Origin of the sequence: Mycolicibacterium holsaticum DSM 44478 = JCM 12374 (assembly GCF_019645835.1) — a bacterium.
Classification (GTDB): Bacteria; Actinomycetota; Actinomycetes; order Mycobacteriales; family Mycobacteriaceae; genus Mycobacterium; species Mycobacterium holsaticum.
The window spans coordinates 2,424,532-2,445,825 of sequence record NZ_CP080998.1 but is presented as its reverse complement, the minus strand read 5'-3'; the positions used below and the strand labels follow the sequence as shown (position 1 = coordinate 2,445,825).

At 69.2% G+C, this 21,294-nt stretch carries 22 protein-coding genes and 1 pseudogene; 7 read left to right on the top strand and 16 right to left on the bottom strand.

Annotated elements, in window-relative coordinates; genetic code table 11:
• Positions 1-64: 64 nt before the first annotated feature.
• The 6 genes and pseudogenes from mddA to K3U96_RS11735 all read right to left on the bottom strand — a co-directional run bounded on the left by mddA (position 65) and on the right by K3U96_RS11735 (position 5,686).
• Positions 65-841 carry a methanethiol S-methyltransferase gene (mddA, locus tag K3U96_RS11760; protein WP_220693495.1) on the bottom strand — a complete coding sequence of 259 codons (777 nt, stop codon included), beginning with the start codon at positions 839-841 and terminating at the stop codon, positions 65-67.
• Between the two features lie 75 nt (positions 842-916).
• Entirely contained in the window at positions 917-2,500 is a 1,584-nt protein-coding gene (locus tag K3U96_RS11755) for an HD domain-containing phosphohydrolase (protein WP_220693128.1), read from the bottom strand.
• A gap of 32 nt (positions 2,501-2,532) precedes the next feature.
• Entirely contained in the window at positions 2,533-3,279 is a 747-nt protein-coding gene (locus K3U96_RS11750; protein ID WP_220693127.1) for a hypothetical protein, read from the bottom strand.
• Between the two features lie 193 nt (positions 3,280-3,472).
• Positions 3,473-3,577, bottom strand: a pseudogene (locus tag K3U96_RS11745) (DUF6400 family protein); the annotation flags it as partial.
• A gap of 22 nt (positions 3,578-3,599) precedes the next feature.
• On the bottom strand, positions 3,600-4,295 hold the full coding sequence (locus K3U96_RS11740) for an MBL fold metallo-hydrolase (protein ID WP_220693125.1): 696 nt from the start codon (positions 4,293-4,295) through the stop codon (positions 3,600-3,602).
• Entirely contained in the window at positions 4,292-5,686 is a 1,395-nt protein-coding gene (locus K3U96_RS11735) for a xylulokinase (protein ID WP_220693124.1), read from the bottom strand. Before K3U96_RS11735 ends, K3U96_RS11740 begins: the two co-directional genes overlap by 4 nt.
• Before the next feature lie 54 nt (positions 5,687-5,740).
• On the opposite strand from K3U96_RS11735, the gene K3U96_RS11730 reads away from it, so the two are divergent.
• Positions 5,741-6,247 (top strand): DUF6328 family protein, encoded by a 507-nt coding sequence (locus K3U96_RS11730; RefSeq protein ID WP_069404177.1) that lies wholly within the window; start codon positions 5,741-5,743, stop codon positions 6,245-6,247.
• A gap of 37 nt (positions 6,248-6,284) precedes the next feature.
• The gene (locus tag K3U96_RS11725) at positions 6,285-7,100 is read left to right on the top strand and encodes a DoxX family protein (RefSeq protein WP_069404178.1); all 816 of its coding nucleotides are present in this window, start codon (positions 6,285-6,287) and stop codon (positions 7,098-7,100) included.
• A gap of 7 nt (positions 7,101-7,107) precedes the next feature.
• Here K3U96_RS11725 and K3U96_RS11720 read toward each other — a convergent pair whose 3' ends face one another.
• Both K3U96_RS11720 and K3U96_RS11715 read right to left on the bottom strand, forming a co-directional pair.
• On the bottom strand, positions 7,108-8,505 hold the full coding sequence (locus tag K3U96_RS11720; RefSeq protein ID WP_220693123.1) for a GntP family permease: 1,398 nt from the start codon (positions 8,503-8,505) through the stop codon (positions 7,108-7,110).
• A gap of 14 nt (positions 8,506-8,519) precedes the next feature.
• Complete coding sequence (locus K3U96_RS11715; RefSeq protein ID WP_220693122.1) at positions 8,520-9,008, bottom strand: gluconokinase; 489 nt, start codon at positions 9,006-9,008, stop codon at positions 8,520-8,522.
• A 123-nt stretch (positions 9,009-9,131) separates the two neighbouring features.
• Here K3U96_RS11715 and K3U96_RS11710 point away from each other — a divergent pair, with 123 nt between their 5' ends.
• The 3 genes from K3U96_RS11710 to K3U96_RS11700 all read left to right on the top strand — a co-directional run bounded on the left by K3U96_RS11710 (position 9,132) and on the right by K3U96_RS11700 (position 11,143).
• On the top strand, positions 9,132-9,842 hold the full coding sequence (locus tag K3U96_RS11710; RefSeq protein WP_220693121.1) for a FadR/GntR family transcriptional regulator: 711 nt from the start codon (positions 9,132-9,134) through the stop codon (positions 9,840-9,842).
• A gap of 8 nt (positions 9,843-9,850) precedes the next feature.
• Positions 9,851-10,732, top strand: a complete 882-nt coding sequence (locus K3U96_RS11705; protein WP_220693120.1) for an SCO6745 family protein — start codon at positions 9,851-9,853, stop codon at positions 10,730-10,732.
• Between the two features lie 84 nt (positions 10,733-10,816).
• Positions 10,817-11,143 (top strand): YnfA family protein, encoded by a 327-nt coding sequence (locus tag K3U96_RS11700; protein ID WP_220693494.1) that lies wholly within the window; start codon positions 10,817-10,819, stop codon positions 11,141-11,143.
• A 22-nt stretch (positions 11,144-11,165) separates the two neighbouring features.
• On the opposite strand, the gene K3U96_RS11695 is transcribed toward K3U96_RS11700, so the two are convergent.
• Positions 11,166-13,166 carry a DUF7064 domain-containing protein gene (locus K3U96_RS11695; RefSeq protein ID WP_220693119.1) on the bottom strand — a complete coding sequence of 667 codons (2,001 nt, stop codon included), beginning with the start codon at positions 13,164-13,166 and terminating at the stop codon, positions 11,166-11,168.
• A gap of 70 nt (positions 13,167-13,236) precedes the next feature.
• Entirely contained in the window at positions 13,237-14,745 is a 1,509-nt protein-coding gene (locus tag K3U96_RS11690; RefSeq protein WP_220693118.1) for a carboxylesterase/lipase family protein, read from the bottom strand.
• Between the two features lie 76 nt (positions 14,746-14,821).
• Between K3U96_RS11690 and K3U96_RS11685 the strand changes: the two genes are divergently transcribed.
• On the top strand, positions 14,822-15,493 hold the full coding sequence (locus tag K3U96_RS11685; RefSeq protein ID WP_069404186.1) for a hypothetical protein: 672 nt from the start codon (positions 14,822-14,824) through the stop codon (positions 15,491-15,493).
• 81 nt (positions 15,494-15,574) lie between these two features.
• Here the strand turns inward: K3U96_RS11685 and K3U96_RS11680 are convergent, their stop codons facing one another.
• Positions 15,575-15,904 (bottom strand): hypothetical protein, encoded by a 330-nt coding sequence (locus tag K3U96_RS11680; protein WP_069404187.1) that lies wholly within the window; start codon positions 15,902-15,904, stop codon positions 15,575-15,577.
• A 124-nt stretch (positions 15,905-16,028) separates the two neighbouring features.
• Between K3U96_RS11680 and K3U96_RS11675 the strand changes: the two genes are divergently transcribed.
• Entirely contained in the window at positions 16,029-16,367 is a 339-nt protein-coding gene (locus K3U96_RS11675) for an RNA polymerase-binding protein RbpA (protein WP_069404196.1), read from the top strand.
• On the opposite strand, the gene K3U96_RS11670 is transcribed toward K3U96_RS11675, so the two are convergent.
• The 5 genes from K3U96_RS11670 to K3U96_RS11650 form a co-directional block, all read right to left on the bottom strand.
• The gene (locus K3U96_RS11670; RefSeq protein WP_069404188.1) at positions 16,368-17,144 is read right to left on the bottom strand and encodes a polyprenol monophosphomannose synthase; all 777 of its coding nucleotides are present in this window, start codon (positions 17,142-17,144) and stop codon (positions 16,368-16,370) included.
• Positions 17,141-18,787 (bottom strand): apolipoprotein N-acyltransferase, encoded by a 1,647-nt coding sequence (lnt, locus tag K3U96_RS11665; RefSeq protein WP_220693117.1) that lies wholly within the window; start codon positions 18,785-18,787, stop codon positions 17,141-17,143. Before lnt ends, K3U96_RS11670 begins: the two co-directional genes overlap by 4 nt.
• Complete coding sequence (locus K3U96_RS11660; RefSeq protein ID WP_220693116.1) at positions 18,780-20,366, bottom strand: amidohydrolase; 1,587 nt, start codon at positions 20,364-20,366, stop codon at positions 18,780-18,782. The genes lnt and K3U96_RS11660 overlap by 8 nt, the downstream gene beginning before the upstream one ends.
• Positions 20,367-20,840 carry an FxsA family protein gene (locus tag K3U96_RS11655; RefSeq protein ID WP_069406174.1) on the bottom strand — a complete coding sequence of 158 codons (474 nt, stop codon included), beginning with the start codon at positions 20,838-20,840 and terminating at the stop codon, positions 20,367-20,369.
• Between the two features lie 69 nt (positions 20,841-20,909).
• Positions 20,910-21,290: a PPOX class F420-dependent oxidoreductase gene (locus tag K3U96_RS11650; RefSeq protein ID WP_069406186.1), complete on the bottom strand. Its 381-nt coding sequence runs from the start codon at positions 21,288-21,290 to the stop codon at positions 20,910-20,912.
• Positions 21,291-21,294 lie beyond the last annotated feature (4 nt).

Here is a 21,294-nt window from a genome sequence, read left to right as displayed (position 1 = left end):
ACGCACCGGTGCGGGCCTGCGTGGCACTCACCAATGCATTGAACGTGACCGACCTCGCGTGCGTCTACGCGATTTCCGGGCCTGCCCGCCGGGCCTGTGCTGTCGCCGGGTGCGGTGTGCTCACCCGCGGCACCAGCATCGGCACGCGCCGGCGGTAGGCGTGGTAGTCCGCGCCGAGCGTGGCGGTCAGGTCGCGCTCCTCGAGTCGGATCGCCACCAGGATGTAGCCGGTGGTGACCGCCGCGAACAGCAGCCGCCCGGCCGTCATCGTCGGCGCCGCCCAGAACGCGATGATGAAGCCCAGCATCAGCGGGTGGCGCACCAGCCGGTACAGCAGCCGGACCTGAAAGGCGATCTCGGTGTACGGCCGTCCCCGCCAGGCCAGATAGACCTGTCGAAGCCCGAACAGGTCGAAATGGTTGATCAGGAACGTCGCGGCGAACACCATGGCCCACCCGAACCAGAACAGCGCCCAGACCGCCAGCCGGCCCGCCGTGGACGTGACGTCCCACAGCACCGCCGGCATCGATCGCCACTGCCAATACAGCAGAAGCAGCGCGGCACTGGCCAGCAGCACGTAGGTGCTGCGTTCGACGGCCTGCGGGATCAGCCTGGTCCACCACCGTTTGAAGCCCGGCCTGGCCATAACGCTGTGCTGAACGGCGAACACCGCGAGCAGCGCCACGTTGATCGCCAGCGCTTGGGCGAGCGGCGCGGGGATCCCGTGCGACACGGTGCGCGGGACACCGATGTCGCCGACGAACCCGATGGCATACAGGAAGGCGAGCACGAAAACGGCGTAGCTGACGGCGCCGTAGCCGACGATGAGTAACCGGTTCATGGCGTTAACACGTTTCATACCGTGATGGTGGTTCAACGCGGTGCGTGAACACCTGAGGCAACTGCCTCAACTGCCTCAACTGCCTTGAGCTTCGGCCTCGATCAGCCCTTGCTGCAAGGCATACATGCTGGCGCCGATGCGGTTGGACACCCCGATCTTGGCGTAGGTGCGCTCGACATGGTTGCGCGCCGTCTTCTCGCTGATCACCAGCGCGGCGGCGATCTCCTTGTTGGAGGCGCCGCGCGCGACCAGGCACAGCACTTCGACCTCCCGCACGGTCAGCCCGCCGGGACGGTGGACGGCGCGCTGCGCGCGCTGGCCGGCGGCGTGCAGCACCGCTTCCACCGCCGTCGCGTCGAGTTCCCCGGCGCGCACCCGCTCGTCAAGCCTGCGCGCTGCGGACGGCGCGGAAAGGGGTTGTCGGTAAGGGCGTGGCTCACAACCGGATTGGTAGCTCACCGCGGCGGCCAGGATGCGGTCGGCGCGGCTGAGCGCGGCCCCGGCCAGACCGCGTGGATAACCGGTGCCGTTCACGCATTCGTGGTGGTTGCCCGCCAGTTGCGCCACCCGCTCCAGACCGCGCACCTGGTGCAGGATCCTTACCGTGAGATACGGGTGCAGCCGTACCCGCTCGAACTCGGCCGCGGACAGCGGTCCCGGTTTGGACCACACCTGGTTCGACACCCCGATGCGGCCTAGGTCGTGGATGTGACCCGCCCGCCGCGTCAGCGCGACGGTTTCGGCGTCCAGCCCGGCCACCGTTGCCGCGTCGGCGGCGAGCTGCCCCACCTTCCGTGAATGGCCCAGCGTGAAAGGACATTTCAGGTCGACGAAATCGCCAAGGGCGACGAGTATGGCATCCAGCGCGCGTTCGTCCAAGCGCTGGTTGCGTTCGGGTGCCTCGCGCAGCGCCGCGGCCCACACGTCGCCGGCCGCCGGACCGGCCAGCACCTCCTCGGCGTTGGTGACGAACGTGTCGACGAGTTGGGGGTCGAACTGACCGCCACGCCTGCGGCGGGCCATCGCCACCGCCCCTTCCACACCGCCGATCCGGTGGTGCACCTCTGCCATGTCGGCAAGCTGGGCGACGCGCATCTGCACCGGGATCGTGTCGCCGTGTGCGCCCGTCGGTAACCCTCCCCCGTCGTAGCGCTCGAACGCGAAAGCCAGGGCCGCCTGCACATCTGGCCCCAGGCCGATCCGATCGGCAAGCAGTGCCGCCGATGTGCAGTGTGAGTGGATCAGCCGGGACAGGTGGCCTTTGGCGTTGGCGAAAAGCGTGGCCATGACGCTCAGCCGGTGCGTCAGCGGCTCCCCGCGGCCGACGTTGCTCATCAGGAACCACAGGTACGGCAGCCCCGACCAGTCGAGCAGGTAGGAGTCGCGGCGCACTGCGATGTCGTCGCCGAACCACCTGGCGTATTCGTGTGAGTCGGCATGGCATCCGATCCACATGATCAGGGTCGTGTAGTAGGTGCAGTTGCGTTGCTCGGCGCTCAGCCCCAGCCGGTCGGCGAGCCGGGTGGCGATCAGGGCCGATCGCAACATGTGTTCGGCGGGTTGCCCGAGGCCGAGGTCGATCGCCACCGACAGCGCGGCCAATAGCTCCGCGCGACGCGGCAATTCGGCCGTCTCAGGTCCCGGCCGGTGCAATGCCATGGGCTGATTGTGCGCTTTTCGGTCGGCTCCGGTCACCGGATCGAGATCGTCTTCTCCGCAGCCCGGTGTCGAGCCGGATCGTACGACTCGAAATGCCCGGAGCCGACGACGAATATCCCGCGCTGCGGGGGACGGAAATCGGCGAGCCGGACCTGTCGGTCAAGGGGTCCCACCGGCCCCAGGTCCTTCCCGCGCCACGACGCGCGCGACCCGGCCACCGCCCACAACTGCGTCGGCGCGATCATGAACCGCTGACCGTTGGGGGCAGCACCCGACAGCCGGACCTGCCCGGCGCGCAGCATGGGCCCGGCCGCGCGCCCGATCATCTGAAGGGCCGACCGGTTCGTCCACGCCGAGGCGGGCAGCCGGCGTCCGATACTGCTCATCAGCCGGGTGGCGCGCGTCGCCTTCAGCTCGACGGCCCAGTCGAGCAACCCGGCGATCCGCACCATCAGCGACCACGGCGTGCGCCATGCGACGTCGATGTCGCACTCGATCGCGTCCTGCGTCGTCGCGGAGCTGAAGTAGCGCGCGCAACTCTGCTGACCGGGCGTCGTGGCGTAGAACGACCACACCCCGGCCGGATCGCGGTGCCACACCGACCGGTACGCCGGTGAGAACGACGTCGCCGGAAAGTCCCGCAGCGCCAGGTAGTGGCCGGTCCGAAACGGCAGCCCCATCACTCCGTAGCCGACGAACCGTTCGTCATCGCCCGCGGGCAGCGTGGCGTTGCGCAGGACGGCCGCGGCCGCCTCCGAGGGGGTAGGTGTCTTCGTCATACCCGCATGCTCGGCCGCGGCTGCGGCACGGCGCATGGGACGTCTGCCTCAAATACCGGTGGCGGTGACCGCGACGCGCCCCTTGGCGTCCCGGGCGGCCACGTCCCACAGGGCGAAGGTAATGCGGCTCGTCAGGCGACGTGGCCCGCGGCACCGCGGCCGTGTGTGTCCACGGGCCCGGTCGGCGGTGGGATCAATCGGTAGCACGGTGCACCGTCCGATCGGGCAGCACACCGGCGGCGACCAGGTCGTCGTAGATGCGCTGCTGGTCGGCGTCCAAGTCGGAGTACAGCATGTCGTGGGCCCGCTGTCCGACTACGTCACACGCGTCCGACGAGCCATCGCCGCTGCCGACGGACGAACTCCGCGTCGACGACGGCTCCGTGACCGGGTACGTAGCGCGCGTCGCTGCCGCCGGCCTCGAGGAGCCGGTCGAGCGTGGCGGGCCATGCCGCCAGATCGGAGTCCTCGCCGACGCACGGGTCCCCGGATTCCTCGACGAGGTCGCCGCAGAACACCACGGTGACCTCCGGTCCGGACACGATCGCAATCAGGTCGTGGTCGGTGTGACCGGGACCCAGGTGACCGACCGTCACGGCGATGTCACCGAGGTCGACGACCGCGGCGGTGACCGAACGCTGCGGCTCGGGCAGGGCGGCGATCGCGCGGTCCACCTCGGCGAGGTCGGCGCCGTGTTTGGCGGCGTCGTCGCGGAGATGGTCACGACGCTCAGACATCGTCGCCGCGACCTGCGGTGCACAGTAGATCTCCGCGTCGGGAAATGCCGCCGACCCGAGGATATGGTCAAAGTGATTGTGGGTCAGCAGGATATGGCTGACATCGCGGTGCCCCATCGCCTCGACGTCGGCGGCGATGGCGCCGGCTTCGGTGAGGGTGGTGCCGGTGTCAATCAGCAGAGTGCCCGCGCTGCCTGCCACCAGCCCGATGGTGACGTCGAGAAACGGTAGGCGGCAGCGGAATACGGCGTCCTCCAGACGCTCCCAGGAGTAGTTCACCGCAGCGTCAGCGGCTGCGCCGCACGGTACTGGTCCAACACCTGCGGAGTCGGTTCGGCGGTATAGGGCGTGGTCACGCCGAACGACCATACCGGTGGTGAATCCTGTTGTGTCAGAGTCCACGCCGCCTGCCTGGCCGCGCCGAGCGCGACGTACTCGGCGGGTGCCGGCACGTCGACGGGCGCGCCCCAGACCGCCGGCGCGATCCGGCGCACGGCCTCCGAGCGCATTGCGCCGCCGACCAGGATGAGACGTGCGACGTCGACGCCCTGCGCGCAGATCTTCTCGATGCAGTACGCCATCGAGGCGAGCACACCCTCGACGGCGGCGCGGGCGACGTTGGCGGCCAGCAGGTTCCGTGTGGTCACGCCGTGCAGTGCGCCTGCGGCGCCGGGAAGGTTCGGCGACCGCTCACCTTCGAGGTAGGGCACCAGCGTCAATCCCTGCGCACCCGCGGGCGCCGACAACGCCAGCCTGTCCAGTTCCGCGAAGTCCACGTTGAGCATGCGTGCGACCGCCGCCAACACCGGTGCGCCGTTCAGCGTGCACACCAGCGGAAGTTGTCGTCCCGTCGCGTCGGCGAATCCGGCGACCAGGCCTTCGGGGTCATGCGGGGCGGCGGCGCTGACCGCGCTGACCACCCCCGAGGTGCCGAGCGACACGATGCCGTCGCCCAGCCCGGCCCCCAACCCCAGCGCCGCCGCGGCGTTGTCCCCCGCTCCCGGCCCGAGCACCGCCCCGGACCCGAGATGCCCGGCCACGTCGCGCGGACCCAGCACCGTCGGCACCATCGGGCGGCGACCGCGCATCGCCAACTCGAGCAGGTCGGGCTGGTAGGCGTCGCGCTCGGCGGAGTAGTAGCCCGTTCCGCTGGCGTCGCTGCGGTCGGTGCGCAGCGACGCGATGTCGCTGGACCCGCTCAACCGCCACGTCAGCCAGTCGTGCGGTAGGCACACCGCCGCGGTCGCGTCGGCGTGCGCGGGTTCGTGATCGGCCAGCCACCGCAGTTTGGACGCGGTGATCGCCGCGACCGGCACCACGCCGACGCGCTGGGCCCACTGCTGGGCGCCACCCAGCTCGCGCACCAGTTCGTCGGCCGCGGTGTCGGATCGAGTATCGTTCCACAGCAACGCATTTCGAATAGTACGTCCAGAGTCGTCCAGACACACCATGCCGTGCTGCTGGGCGCCGACCGACAGCGCCGCGACGTCGTCGATTCCGCCCGCCTCGTCAATGGCGGATTGCAATGCGGTCCACCACAGCCGCGGGTCCACCTCCGTACCCGCCGGATGCGGCGAGGACGCCGATCTGACGATCTCGCCGGTGTCGGCCCGGCAGATCACCACCTTGCACGACTGGGTGGATGAGTCGATTCCGGCAACGAGATCCACGCCTGCGAACCTATCACCGTGCACCGCGTGCGCCGTGCTGCGAGAATCAGCGGCGTGGACGTCGAGCAGCCAGGGACCCCCGAGCCGTGGGATCACAACCGCAGCGAGACGGAAGCTCAACGGCTGGACCGTAATTGGGCGGGTCTGTTACAGGAACTACGGGTTGCCCAAACCGGGGTCCAACTGTTGACGGGATTTCTGCTGATCCTGCCGTTCTCCGACGAGTTCGGCAAACTCGACGCGGTGATGCGCGGGGTCTACCTGGGCACGGTCGGCTGTTCGATCGGTGCGACCGTGTTGTTCGTCGCGCCGGTGATCATGCACCGGTTGTTGTTCCGCCGCCGCAGGCTCAGGACGCTGGTGACCACCTCACACAGGTACGCCGTGGTGGGCACCCTGCTGCTGGGTCTCGCGCTCACCGGCGTGGCGACGATCATCTTCGACGCCGTGATGGGCCGGGCGTACGCCTGGACCGCAGGCGCCTGCACGCTGGCGACCCTGGGCGTGTTCTGGTACGCGATACCGCTACGGGGCCGCAATTCACCAGGCGACCCATACTGAGCGTTTGTCGAAGCGCGACCCGGGGAACACCCGGTTCATGTTGATCCGACGAATCGCGCGCCCCATGCTCTCAGCGGTGTTCATCGCCCGCGGTGTCGACGCCCTCCGCAGCCCCAAACCGGCGGCCGACGCCACCCGTCCGACCCTCGAGGGGCTGAGCAAGCTGCCAGACCCGGTCGGCACGAACGTGCCCTCCGACGCCGAAACGGTCGCGCGCGTCAACGCCGCCGTGCAGATCGGCGGCGGCCTGCTGCTGGCCACGGGCAAGCTGCCCAGGCTGGCGTCGTCGGTGCTGGCGCTCAGCGTGGTGCCGGGCAGCCTTGGCGGACATGCCTTCTGGCAAGAGACCGATCCGCAGCGCAAGACCGACGAGCGACGCGCCTTTGTCACCGACATCAGCCTGATCGGCGGGCTGATCATCGCGGCCGTCGACACCGAAGGCAAACCGTCGCTGGGATGGCGGGGCCGCCGGGCCGCCCACAAGGTCACCGAAGTCGTCGGGGCCGCGCTGCCGGCCGGCGCCGCAACCGGCGGGGTGCTCGCCGACAGCGCGCTGGCCGAGAAGGTCGGCCACGGCCTTCAGGTCGGCGCGGAGCGGGGTCGCGAACTCGCCCAGGTCGCCCGTGAGCGCGGGACCGAACTGGCCGAGGTGGCCCGCGAACGGGGCCCGGAATGGGCCGAGGTGGCCCGCAAGCGCGGCGCCGAACTGGCCGAGGTGGCCCGTGAGCGCGGGACCGAACTGGCGGAGGTGGCCCGTGAGCGGGGACCCGAGCTGGCCGAGACCGCGCGTAAACGTGCTCCGGAGTTGGCCGAGACCGCGCGCACTCAGGTCAAACAACGCCGCCGGCGCTGAGCGCTGATCACGCCACCATCCAGAGGGCCAGGGCCAGGACGAACGCGCTGAGGCCCAGCGCCGTCTCCATCACCGTCCACGTCTTCAGCGTCGTCTTGACGTCCATCCCGAAGAACCGGCTGACCAGCCAGAAACCTGAGTCGTTGACGTGGGAGAGCACGGTGGCGCCCGCCGCGATCGCGATCACCATCAGCGTGAGTTGAAGGCTGCTCAGGTCGGCCTGGGCGGCCCCCGCGCTGAGCAGACCGGCCGTCGTCGTCAGCGCGACGGTGGCTGAGCCCTGCGCGACGCGCAGCAACGTGGCGATGATGAAAGCCTGCACGATCAGCGACATTCCGAGGTCCGAAAGTGACCCGCTGAGCGCTTCGCCGATACCGCTGAGCTCCAGCACCCCGCCGAACATGCCGCCCGCACCGGTGATCAGGATGATCGAGCAGATCGGGCCGAGCGCCTTGTCCAGGATCGTGGTGATGTCGGCCATCGCATGCTCGCGCAACCCCAGCACGAGGATCGCCACGACGACGGTTATCAGCAGCGCCACGGTGGTGTTGCCGAGCAGCATGAGATATCGCGCCCAGGTGGCGTCTTCGCCGATCACCCGAGCAGCGATGAGCGTGTTGAGCACGGTGTTGAACGAGATCAGCACCATCGGCAGCAGCAGCAGGGCGAGCACGGTCAGAAACGCTGGAGCCGTCCCGGTGGTCCCCTCGGTGTCCGCGTCGCGTCCGCCGTTCAGCTCACCGAACAGCGCCTCGGGAACGTCGACGAACACCCGGCGCCCGAGCACCCGCGACACGAGCATCACACCCACGTACCACGACACGACCGCGATGGGCACACCGACGAGCAACGTGAGCCCGATGTCGGCGTCGAGCGCCTCGGCCGCTGCCACCGGTCCGGGGTGCGGCGGGACCAGGGCATGCATCGCGGCGAATGCGCCGGCGGCCGGCAGCGCGTACAGCAGCAGCGAACCGCCGAAGCGCCGCGCCACCGTCATGATGATCGGCAGGAACACGACCAGGCCGGCGTCGAAGAAGATCGGAAAGCCGAAGAGCAGCGCCGCAACGCCGAGCGCCAGCGGTGCGCGCTTTTCACCGAAGCGGCCGATGAGCGTGTCGGCGAGGACCTGGGCGCCACCGGTGATCTCGAGCAGGCGCCCGAGCATGATGCCGAAACCGACCAGGAGCGCGACCGCGCCGATGGTGTCGGCGAAGCCGAAGGCCAGCGCGTCGGGAATGTCACCCACCGGGATGCCTGCGGCGATCGCCGTCAGCACGCTCACCAACACGAGCGCCACGAACGGATGCAGGTTGACCTTCATGATCAAGAACAGCAGAACGGCCACCGCTGCCGCGGCGATCAGCATCAGTGTGCCGGCGCCGTAAGCCGGTTCGATTGCCTGCACGAGACCTCCCAGACCTATTCGGTTGCGGCGACGTAGCTTTCGACGATGGCATCGATGCTCTGATCGACATCGATGGTGACACCCTTCTCGTCCGGTTCAAGCGGCTCGAGGGTGGCGAACTGGGAATTGAGCAGCGAGGCGGGCATGAAGTGCCCGGGGCGGCTGGCCTGGCGCCTGCCGATCACCTCGGGTGTGCCGCTGAGATGGACGAATTCCACGTCGGGACAATGGCGGCGCAACCGGTCGCGGTACATGCGTTTGAGCGCAGAGCAACTCATCACACCGCCGTGCTCACCCCGCTCGGCCAGCCACTTCCCGATCGCTTCCAGCCAGGGACGGCGGTCTTCGTCGTTGAGCGGCTGGCCCGATGTCATCTTCGCGATGTTGGCCGGCGGGTGAAAATCATCGGCGTCGGCGAACGGAACCCGGAGTCGCTGCGCCAATGCCGCCCCGACAGTCGACTTACCCGACCCCGAGACGCCCATCACGACGATTGGCGACATGTGCTGCACCTACCCCATTGTGGTTGCCGTCATACAGCATGACGCAATCGTCATATGATTTCAATTCTGTTACGGAAAGATATGTCTTTAAGCGGTGCTACGCGGCTATGACAAGATGTATCGGTGTCGTCGGAACCCAACGTCGGCGCCCTGCACGCCAAGCTGCTCACCGCGCTGGGCACCGCCATCGTGTCCGGTGCATATCCGCCGGGCCAAGTGCTCACGCTCGACGGGGTGAGCGCACAACACGGCCTGTCGCGCAGCGTCGCCCGTGAAGTCGTGCGCGTGCTCGAGTCGATGGGCATGGTCGCATCCCGGCGCCGGGTGGGTATCACGGTCCAACCGGCCGAGAACTGGAATGTCTTTGACCCCATGCTGATTCGCTGGCGTATCGATGCCGGCGACCGCGCCGAACAGCTGGTGTCACTTTCGGAGCTGCGGCGGGGCTTCGAACCCGTCGCCGCGGCCCTGGCGGCACGCCGGGCCACCCCGGACCAATGCCGCACCATGGCCGCGGCGGTCTCCGACATGGTGGTACACGGTCGTTCCGGAGATCTCCAGGCATACCTGTTGGCCGACAAGCTCTTTCACCGCACCCTGCTGGAGGCCAGCGGCAACGAGATGTTCCGCGCATTGAACGGCGTCGTCGCCGAGGTGCTCAGCGGCCGCACCCAACACGGCATGATGCCCAGCACCCCCAACCCGGCCGCCATCGAACTGCACGACGAGGTGGCCCGGGCCATCAGGACCCGCGACGAGGCCGCAGCGGAAACGGCCATGCGCGCCATCATCGACGAGGCGGCCCTTGACCTCGGCCGTGAACTGAATGGTTAACTGCCAAGGTGGACAGGGAACCGAAACTGGCGCGGCGCTTCTTCGATCGCATCGAACCCGTACACGCCGCCACATACTTTGCCCCCGAGGTCCGTGCGGCGCTCGATGGGCTTGGCCTCAAAGGCTTCTGGATGGGCTACTTCGCGGCCCGCTCGGCGCCGTTGGGGGTGGTACCGGCAGAAGTGGTGACCGCGGTGTTCTACAACTTCGCGCCGCATCGGGTGGCCAAGGCCCTTCCGGCGGCCTGGGACATCATCAGCCCCGCCGACGCGCTGCGCGTCCGGCTGGAGTCAGCGGTGGCGGCGCTGGGCCGGTACGGCGTGGGCGGCGACGACGAGCGGGTGCGACGCGCCGCCGACCTCGCCGCCAAGGCCGCGCGCAGCGCTCCGCTGGACGGGCGGCCGTTGTACGCCGCCAACGTGGCGTTGGACTGGCCCGAGGAACCGCTGGCCAAGCTGTGGCATGCCACCACGCTGCTGCGTGAACAACGCGGCGACGGCCACGTCGCCGTGCTGGCGACCAACGGGATCTCCGGGCGCGAGGCCAACGTCCTGCACGCGGCAGCGGGCCGGGTGCCCAAGGAGATGATCATGCGCAGCCGCGACTACGACGATGAGCAGTGGCAGCTGTACAGCGACCGGTTGGCCCAGCGCGGACTGCTCGACGGCGGCGAACTGACCGCGGCCGGGGGCGAACTCAAGGCCCACATCGAGGACGCCACCGACCGGCTGGCACTGTCCGCGCTCGACGCGTTGGCCGACGACGAGATCGAAACGCTCTTTCAGGCGTTGACCCCGATCACCCGAACAGTGGTGGCCGGTGGTGATCTGCCCGCCGCGACGCCGATGGGCCTCAATCGCGACGACCTCGACAACGACTCGGCCCACTAATCGGGCGCGAGCGTGCGTGTCAGAGGGCGACACGCCGCCATTTGGCCCGAGTTTGCGCACGGTCACGGCACGCTGAGAGATGTGATGGTGCTCAAGTCGATGCTGTTGTTCGCGCTCGCCGCGGTGTTGGAGATCGGCGGCGCCTGGTTGGTGTGGCAAGGATTCCGCGAACATCGCGGTTGGCTGTGGATCGGTGTCGGGGTCATAGCGCTGGGTGCCTACGGGTTCGTCGCGGCGTTTCAGCCCGACGCCAACTTCGGCAGGGTGCTCGCCGCATACGGCGGCGTCTTCGTGGCTGGATCGCTGGCGTGGGGAATGATCGCCGACGGCTTCCGGCCGGACCGGTGGGACATCGCCGGGGCGACGATGTGCCTGCTCGGGGTCGGCGTCATCATGTATGCGCCGCGGTGACGTCGACGCACGCTCGCGGGAATCAGGACGGCGGCTGGTTGCGGTTCCATTCCACCCAGCCGACGCCGGTGCGGCCGTCGGCGGTGGTGACCGTCACCCACGCCCGCGGGAAGTGGCTGAGCCGGCCCTCGGGCGACGTCAGCAGCACCGGCGCGTGTCCATGGATGTCGACGGTCGCGGTGACGTCGCCAGGTGCCAGCGTGAGTGTCGTCTGCAGCGGTAACCCGTTGTCGGCGAACTCTTCTCGGGCTGTCACCGTCTGCAGTTCGATGAACTCCGCGCCCGCCTTCTGGATATAGCCGATGCCCACTGGCGGTGCGCCCGGGATCCGGACGTCGACGCCGTGCAGATGCGTGCCGTCCTCGAGGTGCAATGCGCTCCACACCCACTCCATGGCCCACCAGTCGCGGACCCCCCACGAATGGTCGCGCTGTCCTGGTACCGAATCCAGTTGGTAGCTCTGGCCGTCGGCGGTGACGGTGCCCGACACCGTGCACGGGATCTCGTATCGCGGGGTGATCCGATACTGGTAGGGCACGCCCTGGCTGCCGAACACGAGGTCCATCGTCAACTCGGCAGGCCGGCCCGACTCGCCACGCAGCAATGCGGCCGGATCGTCGTAGGCCTGCCCCGACCCGCGCAGCGTCACCCGGTAGGACTGCAGCGCTTCGGTGATCTCCATGGTGAGATCCCCTGCGTCGCAGCGCGTCCGCATCGGATCATCGGGCAGCGGGGCCTCGAAGTCGACGATCGCGATCGTGGGCATGTCGGGTCCGCACACCAGCCCGTTGACCCACGCGACGTTCTGGTTCGGAACCAGGCCCAGCCGGATCCAGCCGCCGATCCGCTGTGCCGGATCGACGAAGTCGAAATACCAGCTCTCGTTCCACAGGTCCTCGGGGCCGGCCGGATGGGCGCCCTCGTCGGCGGCGTCGGGCCGCAACGGTTCGAGCGCAACGGGATCCGGCAAGATGGCCAGCGCGCCGGTGTCCAGTACGTGCTGGCAATGCCGTTGCAACATCGTCATGAACATCTGATCGCCCCGCGCGGTGCGCTCGACCAGCATCGAGGACACGATCGCCATGACCACCCCGAAGAAGCTCTGCCTGCGCACCCCCTCGCGGACGTCGTCGAGGGTCAGCGGCGCGTCGGGGCCGAGCGCTTCGTGGTAGGCCCGCAGCAGCGCGTCGTAGTGATCGCGACGGTCCTGCACCGGCAGCGCGCAGCCCAGGAAATACGCGACATCGGTCAGCGCGGGCCCCCACGTCACCGTCTGCCAGTCCACCACGGTCACCGCGCGATCGGCGCCTCGTTCACCGAAGAGCATGTTGTCAAGCCGGTAGTCGCCGTGGACCAGGCCCATCGCGCGCTGCGGGTCGGATTCTGCGGCGAGGTAGGCGTCGAAGCTGCCGATCAGCCGCTGGCAGACCTCGCGTTGTTCGTCGGTGATCTGGTCGGCGTAACGCTCGGCGAACCCAGCGTAGAGCTGGCCGATCAGCGCCTGGTTGATGGGTGCCTCGCGGTTGAGCCAGTCGGCCTGGGCGGCCGCCGTGTCACCGAGCAACGGGGCGTGCACCCGGCCCAGCTCGGCAAGCGCCAGCAGTGCCTGATCCGTTGTGGCACCACGGATCTCGTCGCCGACGGTGGCCGGCGCCGCGTCACCCAGCAGCAGGTGAAAGGCCCCGGTCTCGCTGTCGTAGCCAGCGGAATAGCACGGTGCCACCGGTCCGCCGATGCGCGGCGCGATGTCGGTGTAGAACCGCACCTCGCGTTCGTAGAGTCCCAGCGCCAGGCCGGTCTGTCGGCTGGCGGCGTCGGTGGCGGCGACCTTCAACACCACCGACGGCGGTCCGGCCTCGGCGTCGGCGTACGTCAGCGTCACGCGGTAGCACTCGCTCATCTGGCCGGTGCCGATGCGTTCGGTGGCGAAACCGGTGACGGTTGCTGCGCCGAGGGCATCGGTCAGCCAGTCGGCGCTCAGATCCGTGGGACGTTCGATGACAGCGTTCTGCGGAGGATGCACACTGGCAACCTAGCAGTGGGCTGAATCACAAGCTTGACGGGTGTCAACACGCCTTTCGGCGCGTGCCGATTCACCCGGTGGCCAGGGAAAAGCCCTCCCAGGCCTGCCTGCGGGCGGCGTGCGGGTCGAACTCGATGCGGGGGCGGCGATCGAACACCATCACCGCACGCTCCTCGGCGCGGTACGCCGGCCAATCCGCCTTCGGCGCACCCGAGTGCGCGAAGGCGCGCCACCTGCCCTGGACGTCGTCGCTGACCCGCAACGCGGTGCGACGATCGGCGGCCGCGGTGAGCAGTCGGCCGATGCCGCTGCGGTAGACGTCGAACACGGCCAGCAGTTCGGTGGCGTGCGTGGCGCCCAACCCCGACCAGCGCAGGGTGCGCGGCGCGTAGTCGTAGCGGTACAGGTACGTGGCCGCGTGTCGGCTGTGCGCTTCGGCGATCTGCCACGCAGCCGCCCCGAACGCGAAGTCCCCGCCGAACTGCGCACAGGCCCTGGGGTCGGGATATCCCGGGTAGGCCGCGGTGATGCGTTCACGCTCAGCGGGATCAGCTTGTGACAGCAGGCGTTCGATCATCGGCTCGGTCATCGGCAACAGCTTGAGGAACCGGCCGAACAGCCGCGCCTCGTCGGCGTTGGTGCCCACGATCAGCGGCACCCGGTGGGCCTTGCCGCTGCGCATCGCCGCCACCGGATCCAGCGGCAGGTAGTCACCGCCGCTGGTGGGGCCCGCCGCGAACGCGCCGAGCATCTCCCGTTGACCTTGTTTGACGAGCTGGTCGAACGCCGTCACCAGTTCGGCCGGGCGCGCGGTCATCACCGCATTGGCACCGTCAGCCTTCCGCGCGCCGAGCAACGCCGCGAACCTCTCGGCGTATTGCGCGCCGACGTCCGCGGTACGTACCATGCCCGCCGCCGGACTTTCCGAAATCGCTTGGTTGAAAAGGCCTTCGGCTGCAGGAACCGCCAGCAGGGTGGCGACGGCGTGAGCGCCCGCGCTTTCCCCAAAGATCGTCACGTTGTCGGGGTCACCGCCGAACACCGCGATGTTGGCGCGCACCCAACGCAGCGCCATCACCAGATCGCGCAGGTACAGGTTGTCGTCGAAGGTGAACTCGTCGTTGGACAGCGCCGACAGGTCCAGGCATCCCAGCGCCCCCAGCCGGTAGTTGACCGAGACGTAGACGCATCCGCCGCGCACCAGCGATGCGCCGTCGTAGATCGGGGTCGCCGAACTGCCCATGAAATAACCGCCGCCGTGGATGAACACCATGACCGGAAGCGGCGCCTCGGGTGGCCTCTTGGGGGCGACCACGTTGAGCGTGAGGCAGTCTTCGCTCATCGGCTGGTATTTGCCCGGCGCCAGCATCGTGTACATGCGCTGCTGGGGCGCGCAGTTGCCGAAGCCGTGGCAGTACCGCACACCGCGCCACGGCTCGACGGGCTGCGGCGCACGCAGACGCAGCGGCCCGACCGGCGGGCGGGCGTAGGGGATGCCCCGCCACCGGTTGACTCCGTCCCGGGTGAAGCCCTCGATGGTGCCGGCGTCGATCTTTGCGCGGACGGTGTGTTCGTGCATCATTCGACGGTAGCGAACGGTCCTGCCCGGCCGTGCCTGGCCGGGCGTCCCGCGTCGGCCCGCTAACCTGGCCGGTATGCGAATGGCTGGGCTGGTCGCGGTCTTGTTGCTGCTAGCTGGGTGTTCCCAGTCGGTGGGCGGCGAGGCCGAACGGATCGAGCCGATCCCGCCCCGCAGCACCACGGCGTCGCCGACGACCACCACCACGGCACCCGCCCAACCGCCCGCGGCGGGCGCGGCGGTCGCCGACGTCATCGCCTGGATCGAGGCGGGCGTCCCGGCCGACGCAGACCAGTACCACGTGGCGTTCCGCGACGGCGCCACCAACCAGCTCGGCGACGACGTCGCGTTCCGGACCCCGTCGAGCACTTCGCAGTGCATGACCGACGCCACGAACAGCGACGGTGCGCTGGCCTGCCTGGTCGATCTGGCCGACCCGCCGCCGCGGCCCGCGGACGTGTACGGCGAATGGAAGGGCGGCTGGGTCGACTATGACGGCACGACCGTGACCGTGGGCTCCGTGCACGGCGACCCGGGACGCTTCACCGCCGGGGTGGGCCCGGAACTGCCCTACGGTCAGGTGCTGGCGTTCGGCGACTACCGGTGCCGCGCCGACACCGCCGGCCTGTTCTGCGTCAACTACGCGCACCGGTCGGCGATCCGGTTGAGCGACGCCGGCGTCGAACCGTTCGGCTGCCTGAAACCGGCCACCGCGCCGCCGCAGATCGGCGAGATGTTCAGCTGCTGACCGTGGCGGCCGAACGTGAACACCTGAACGCGGCCGGCGTCCCCGCCGACAACGTGGCGGCGTAGCACGCCCGCCGGGCCCTCAGCGCCAGCCGTCGGCCGCCTTGGCGGCCTTCATCAGCGCATCGCAAAGCGCGCGCAGTTCGTCGGCGTCGGCGCCCTCGTCGACGGCGGTCGCGACGTCCTCGGCGGCGCACCTGACCTCATACACGCGGTCGGCGAGTTGGGCGGCCTCCTCGGCGGTGAGGACCACCGCGTCGGGTGCCAGCGTGGTGCCCTTGACCAGCGTGCGTTGTTCGTAGGCGCGCTGTCGGCAGGACTGCCGGCAGTACTGTCGTCGCCTGCCCAGCCCGGCATCAGCGACTTCGCGGCCGCACCAGCGACAGGATTGGGGACGTAAACGCCGTGCCACGGAACCTGACTGTAAACGTAGACACGGACCAATCCCGGTATCATCAGCGGTCGAGTCGGGAACTACGTGGCGTCGTGCTGCGTTGTCTATCCGGACAAACAGGGCTTATTGAGGAGTGTTGACGATGGCTGATCGTGTCTTGAGAGGCAGTCGCCTCGGAGCCGTGAGCTACGAGACCGACCGCAACCACGACTTGGCGCCGCGTCAGGTCGCCCGGTACCGCACCGACAACGGTGAGGAGTTCGACGTCCCGTTCGCCGACGACGCCGAGATCCCCCACACCTGGCTGTGCCGCAACGGCATGGAGGGCACGCTGATCGAAGGCGACGCGCCCGAGCCGAAGAAGACCAAACCGCCGCGGACCCACTGGGACATGCTGCTCGAGCGCCGGTCCATCGAGGAACTCGAGGAACTGCTCAAGGAGCGCATGGACATCATCAAGGCGCGCCGCCGCGGCAACTAGCTAGCGGGTGACGCCTACTCCGCGGGCGCGATCCAAGCGCCCGCGGATACCCCATTCCGCGACCTTGAACAGGGCTTCGCGGATGTTGGATCCGCTCATCTTGGATTGCCCGAATTCACGTTCGGTGAAGGTGATCGGCACCTCGACCACGACGAAGCCGTTGTTGATGGTGCGCCAGGTCAGGTCGATCTGGAAGCAGTAACCCTTCGAGTCGACGGCGGTCAGGTCGATCTTCTCCAGCACCTCACGCCGATAGGCGCGGTAGCCGGCGGTGATGTCATGGATGTCGACGCCGAGCAGGATGCGCGAGTAGCCGTTGGCGGTGCGGGAGAGCACCATCCGGCGCTTGGGCCAGTTGCGCACCTCTCCCCCGGCCACATAGCGCGAGCCGATCGCCAGATCGGCCCCGGCGTCGACGGCGTCGAGCAGGCGGTGCAGTTGTTCGGGCGGGTGGCTGCCGTCGGCGTCCATCTCGACCAGCACCGAGTACTCGCGACCCAGCCCCCACTCGAACCCGGCCAGGTAGGCCGCTCCCAGCCCGCCTTTGGCGTTGCGGTGCATGACGTGCACGCGGTCGGGATCGGCCAGCGCCAACTCGTCGGCCAGGTCGCCGGTGCCGTCGGGGCTGCCGTCGTCGACGATCAGGATGTGCACGTCGGGGCACGCGTCCTTCACGCGCCCGGCGATCAGCGGCAGGTTCTCCCGCTCGTTGTAGGTGGGGATGATGACCAGCGTGCGCTGGCTTGGACGTTCCCCCGGGTCGCGGCCCGTCGTCATGAGGCTCCTCTTTCTTGGTCGCCACTGGATCGACGACGCGCAAACTTCCAATTGTGCAGCATTGCGGTGATCAGACCGCCGACGCCGACGGCGATGAGCAGGCCCTCGATCACCGGCGCCCACCGTGTTGCGACCGTGAGCTGCGTTTTCAGCCGTACCGCGGTGTCGAGGTAGGCGGGTTCAAAGAACTCGGTGCGGGCCAGTTCGCGGCCGTCGGGGGCGATGACGGCGCTGATCCCGGTGGTGCCCGCGACCAGCGTGTAGCGGTCGTGCTCGACCGCGCGCAGATGGGCGAAGGCCAGCTGCTGTCGGCTCATCGCCTCGTCGAACGTGGCGTTGTTGGTGGGCACGGCCAGCAGCTGGGCGCCGTTGCGCACCGATTCGCGCGGCGCACGGTCGAAGATGACCTCCCAGCAGGTGGTGACGCCGACCGGAACGCCTGCGGCCTTCACCACCCCGTCGCCGTCGCCGGGGATGAAATAGCCCGCCCGGTCGGCGTACGGCGACAGCTTGCTGAAAAAGCTCCGCCACGGCAGGTACTCGCCGAACGGCTGCACGATCTTCTTGTCGTGGCGGTCCCCGGGGCCGCTGCCGGGGTTCCACACGATCACCGAGTTCGTCGACTCCGGGTTGTCGGGCCGGTAGCCGGGCGCGGCCACCACGCCGCCGACCAGGATCGGCGCGTCGACGGCCGCTGCGGCCCTGGAGATCAGCTCGTTGGCGTCCGGGTTCTTCAGCGGGTCGATATCCGAGGAATTCTCCGGCCACACGACGAACATCGGCTGCGGTGCCCGCCCGGCGCGCACGTCGTCGGCCAGCCGCATCGTTTCACGCACGTGGTTGTCCAGCACGGCGCGGCGCTGGGCGTTGAAATCCAGCCCCAGGCGCGGCACATTGCCCTGCACGACGGCGACGGTCACGGGCTGGTGTTCGTCTGCGCCCGCAGCGGACTGGCGAACCTGCGGTGCGGCCAGCGCGGTGCCCAGCAGCACGACGGTGATGCACACCCCGGGCAGGACGACGGCAGGCGGACCCGCCTTCTGCGCCTCATCGTGCCGCCACCACCGCACGACCTCGAAAATGAGTGCGGCGAAACTGAATCCGGCCAACACCACCGCGAAGGACAGCAGCGGCGCCCCGCCGATCCGCGCCAGCGGCAACAGCGGCGCCTCGGTCTGGCTGAAAGCCACGACACCCCAGGGAAATCCGCCGAACGGCACGGTGCACTTCAGCCACTCCTGGGCCGCCCACAAGCCGGCGAACCACAGCGGCCAGCCCGGAACGCGCCGGACGACCACCGCCAGCGCACCGAACAACGCGGGAAACAGCGCCTCGACCAGCGACAGCGCGATCCACGGAACCACGCCGACCAGCCCGCTGATCCACGGCAGCAGCGGCAGGTAGAAGACCGCCCCGAAGATGAACCCGTACCCGAATCCGCCTGCGATCGTGGTGGTTTCGCGGGTCAACACCCATGCCAGCGCCCCGAACGCGACGACCGCCAGATACCACCACCCGAACGGCGGGAAGCTCACGCACAACAGCAGGCCCGCGACGATCGTGACCGACAGCTGGGGCAGCCGGGCGACCACCGCCTGGCCGAACCGCTTGCCCCGTGCGCGCCATCGCGGCAGCTCAACCATGGAGGACGACACCGCGATTGACCGTCTGTCGGCAGTGAGGCAACTCGCCGTCAAGTCGCGGCAGCGCAGGCACCCGCGAGCGTTGATCCGTCGACCAGCGTTGCACCGCGTCCTCCGGTGCGTGCACCTCGAGTTCGCCCGTTTCCCAGACGGCGTAGGACGCGGGCGCACCGGGGACCAGGGTGCCGGTGATTCCGTCGCGCACACCTGCGGCCCGCCATGCACCACGGGTGGCCGCGGAGAACGCCGCACGGGCCGACAGCGCGCTGCCTCTGGTCCGGTGCTGGATCGCCGCGCGCACGGTCTCCCAGGGATTCATGCTGGTGACGGGGGTATCGGAGCCGAAGGCTAGGGGCACGCCTTGGGATGCTAACAGCGCGAACGGGTTGAGCGTCTTGCCCCGGTCGGGGCCCAGACGCTGCGCGTACATGCCGTCGGCGCCGCCCCACAACGCGTCGAAGTTGGGCTGCACGCTGGCGAACACCCCCCACCCGCCGAGCCGGCGGGCCTGTTCGTCGGTGATCATCTCCAGGTGTTCGAGCCGGTGCCCGCAGCGGGCCACCGCGGGCGCGCCGAAGGTGTCGACGACGCGTTCGAGCGCGTCGACCACGGCGCTGACGGCCGCGTCGCCGATGACGTGGAAACCGGCGGTGATACCGGCTTCGGTGCAGGCGTGCAGGTGCGCGGCGATCGCCTCTGTGTCGAGATAGGTGTTGCCACAGCAGTTTTGGGCATCACTGTAGGGCTGCTGCAGCCATGCTGTGCGTGAGCCGAGTGCGCCGTCGACGAACAGGTCACCGGCCAGCCCGTGCGCGCCGGTGCGGTCGATCAGGGCACGGGCCTCTCGGGCGTCGCCGACCGCCTCACCCCAGTAGCCGACGACGTCGACGCCGTGCTCGATGCGCCGGATCTCGTCCCAGTCGTCGAAGCCGCCGATCTCGGGGCCCGCGCATTCGTGCACCGCGACGATGCCCAGCGCGGCCGCGGCGTCCAATGCGGCCGCACGGGCCTGGTGCCGCTGCCCGGGGGTCAGCCGGTCGCGCGCCACGGCGCGCACCAGGTGGTGGGCGTCGCCGGTCAGCGGGTGCTGCGGGGCGTATCCGCCCGCGTCGGGCAGGCCGGCGGCCAGCGCGCGCAACGCGGTGGACGCGGCCGCCGAGTGAACGTCGACGCGCGCCAGGTAGGCGGGCCGGTCGCCGACCGCGGCGTCGACGTCAGCGGTGCTGGGCGGGGTGCGCTCGGGCCAGCCGGACTCGTCCCAGCCGTGTGCCCAGATCACGCCGTCGGGGTGGGCGCGGGTGTGCTCGCCGAGCAGGTGCAGGCAGTGTCGCAGCGAGGTGGCGGCCCGCAGATCCAGCCCGATCAGGGTCAGCCCGGTGGCGGTCAGGTGCACATGGCTGTCGACGAACGCCGGCGCGACGAACGCGCCGTCGAGGTCGCTGATCTGGGCGTCGGGGAACTGGGCGCGGCCCACGTCGTCGCTGCCGACCCACGCGACGACACCGTCGCGCACCGCGAGCGCGGTGGCGTCGGGCATGGCGGGGCTGTGCACCCGCCCGTTGAGCAGGAGTTGAGTCACTTATTCGGGCTTGCGCTCCACGGCGTGCGGATCGGTGTCGACCACGTCGATCACCTCGCCGTCGATGTAATCACCACGGCGCTGCGCGGTGTATCCCCACCCCGCGGCGCCGGCGGTGAGCAGCGGCATCCGGCGGGCGGCCAGCGCGGTGACCAGCGGCCGGGCCGCGGCCCGGGTGGGCGGCAGAAGCAGCAGCGCGCCGACGACCGAGCTGGCCAGCCCGGGGATGACGACGAGCACCGTGCCCAGCGCGACGAGCAGGCTGTCGGTGGCCGCTGCCGGTACGGCGGTCGCGGTCAGCCCGGACTGCAGTCGCCGCAGCTGGCGGCGCAGCTGGGATCCGGCCAGTACGAGACCGGCGGTGAAGGTGGCGGCCAGCAGCAGCAGGGTCCAGCCGAAGCCGATGGTCGTGGTCAGCGCCACGATCACCGCGATCTCGAACACCACGTACAGGACAAACAGCCGCATCGCCATATAGGGGGAACGTCCGAAGTGGTCGATCTGGTTCCGAAAATCAGCAGGCATCGAAGGTGTCGGGCACGCTCATGCGGCCCTGAGTTCGACGGTCACGTTGTTCTTCATGCCGCCGCGCAGTTTGCTGAAGAGGTTGAACGTCTTGCCCAGCAGCCCGTAACGCTTGCCGATCGCGTCGTAAGTGCCGGCGTTGGCGGACTTGTCGAGGATGGCCGCGACGGCCTCGACGGGCTCACCTTTGGGGTTGCCGCGGACGTCGCTTTTCGCGATGGTCACCCGCGGGGTGTTGCGGATGCGCTTGACCTTCCATGACTGCTCCTGGGTGATGACCAGCAGCCGGTCACCGTCGGGCGCGGCCCAGACCGCGGTCGGCTTGGGCCTGCCGTCTTTGGTGAACGTCGTCAGCAGGATGTACTCGGATTTCGCGACATCGGCAAAGGTGGCAGACACGTCA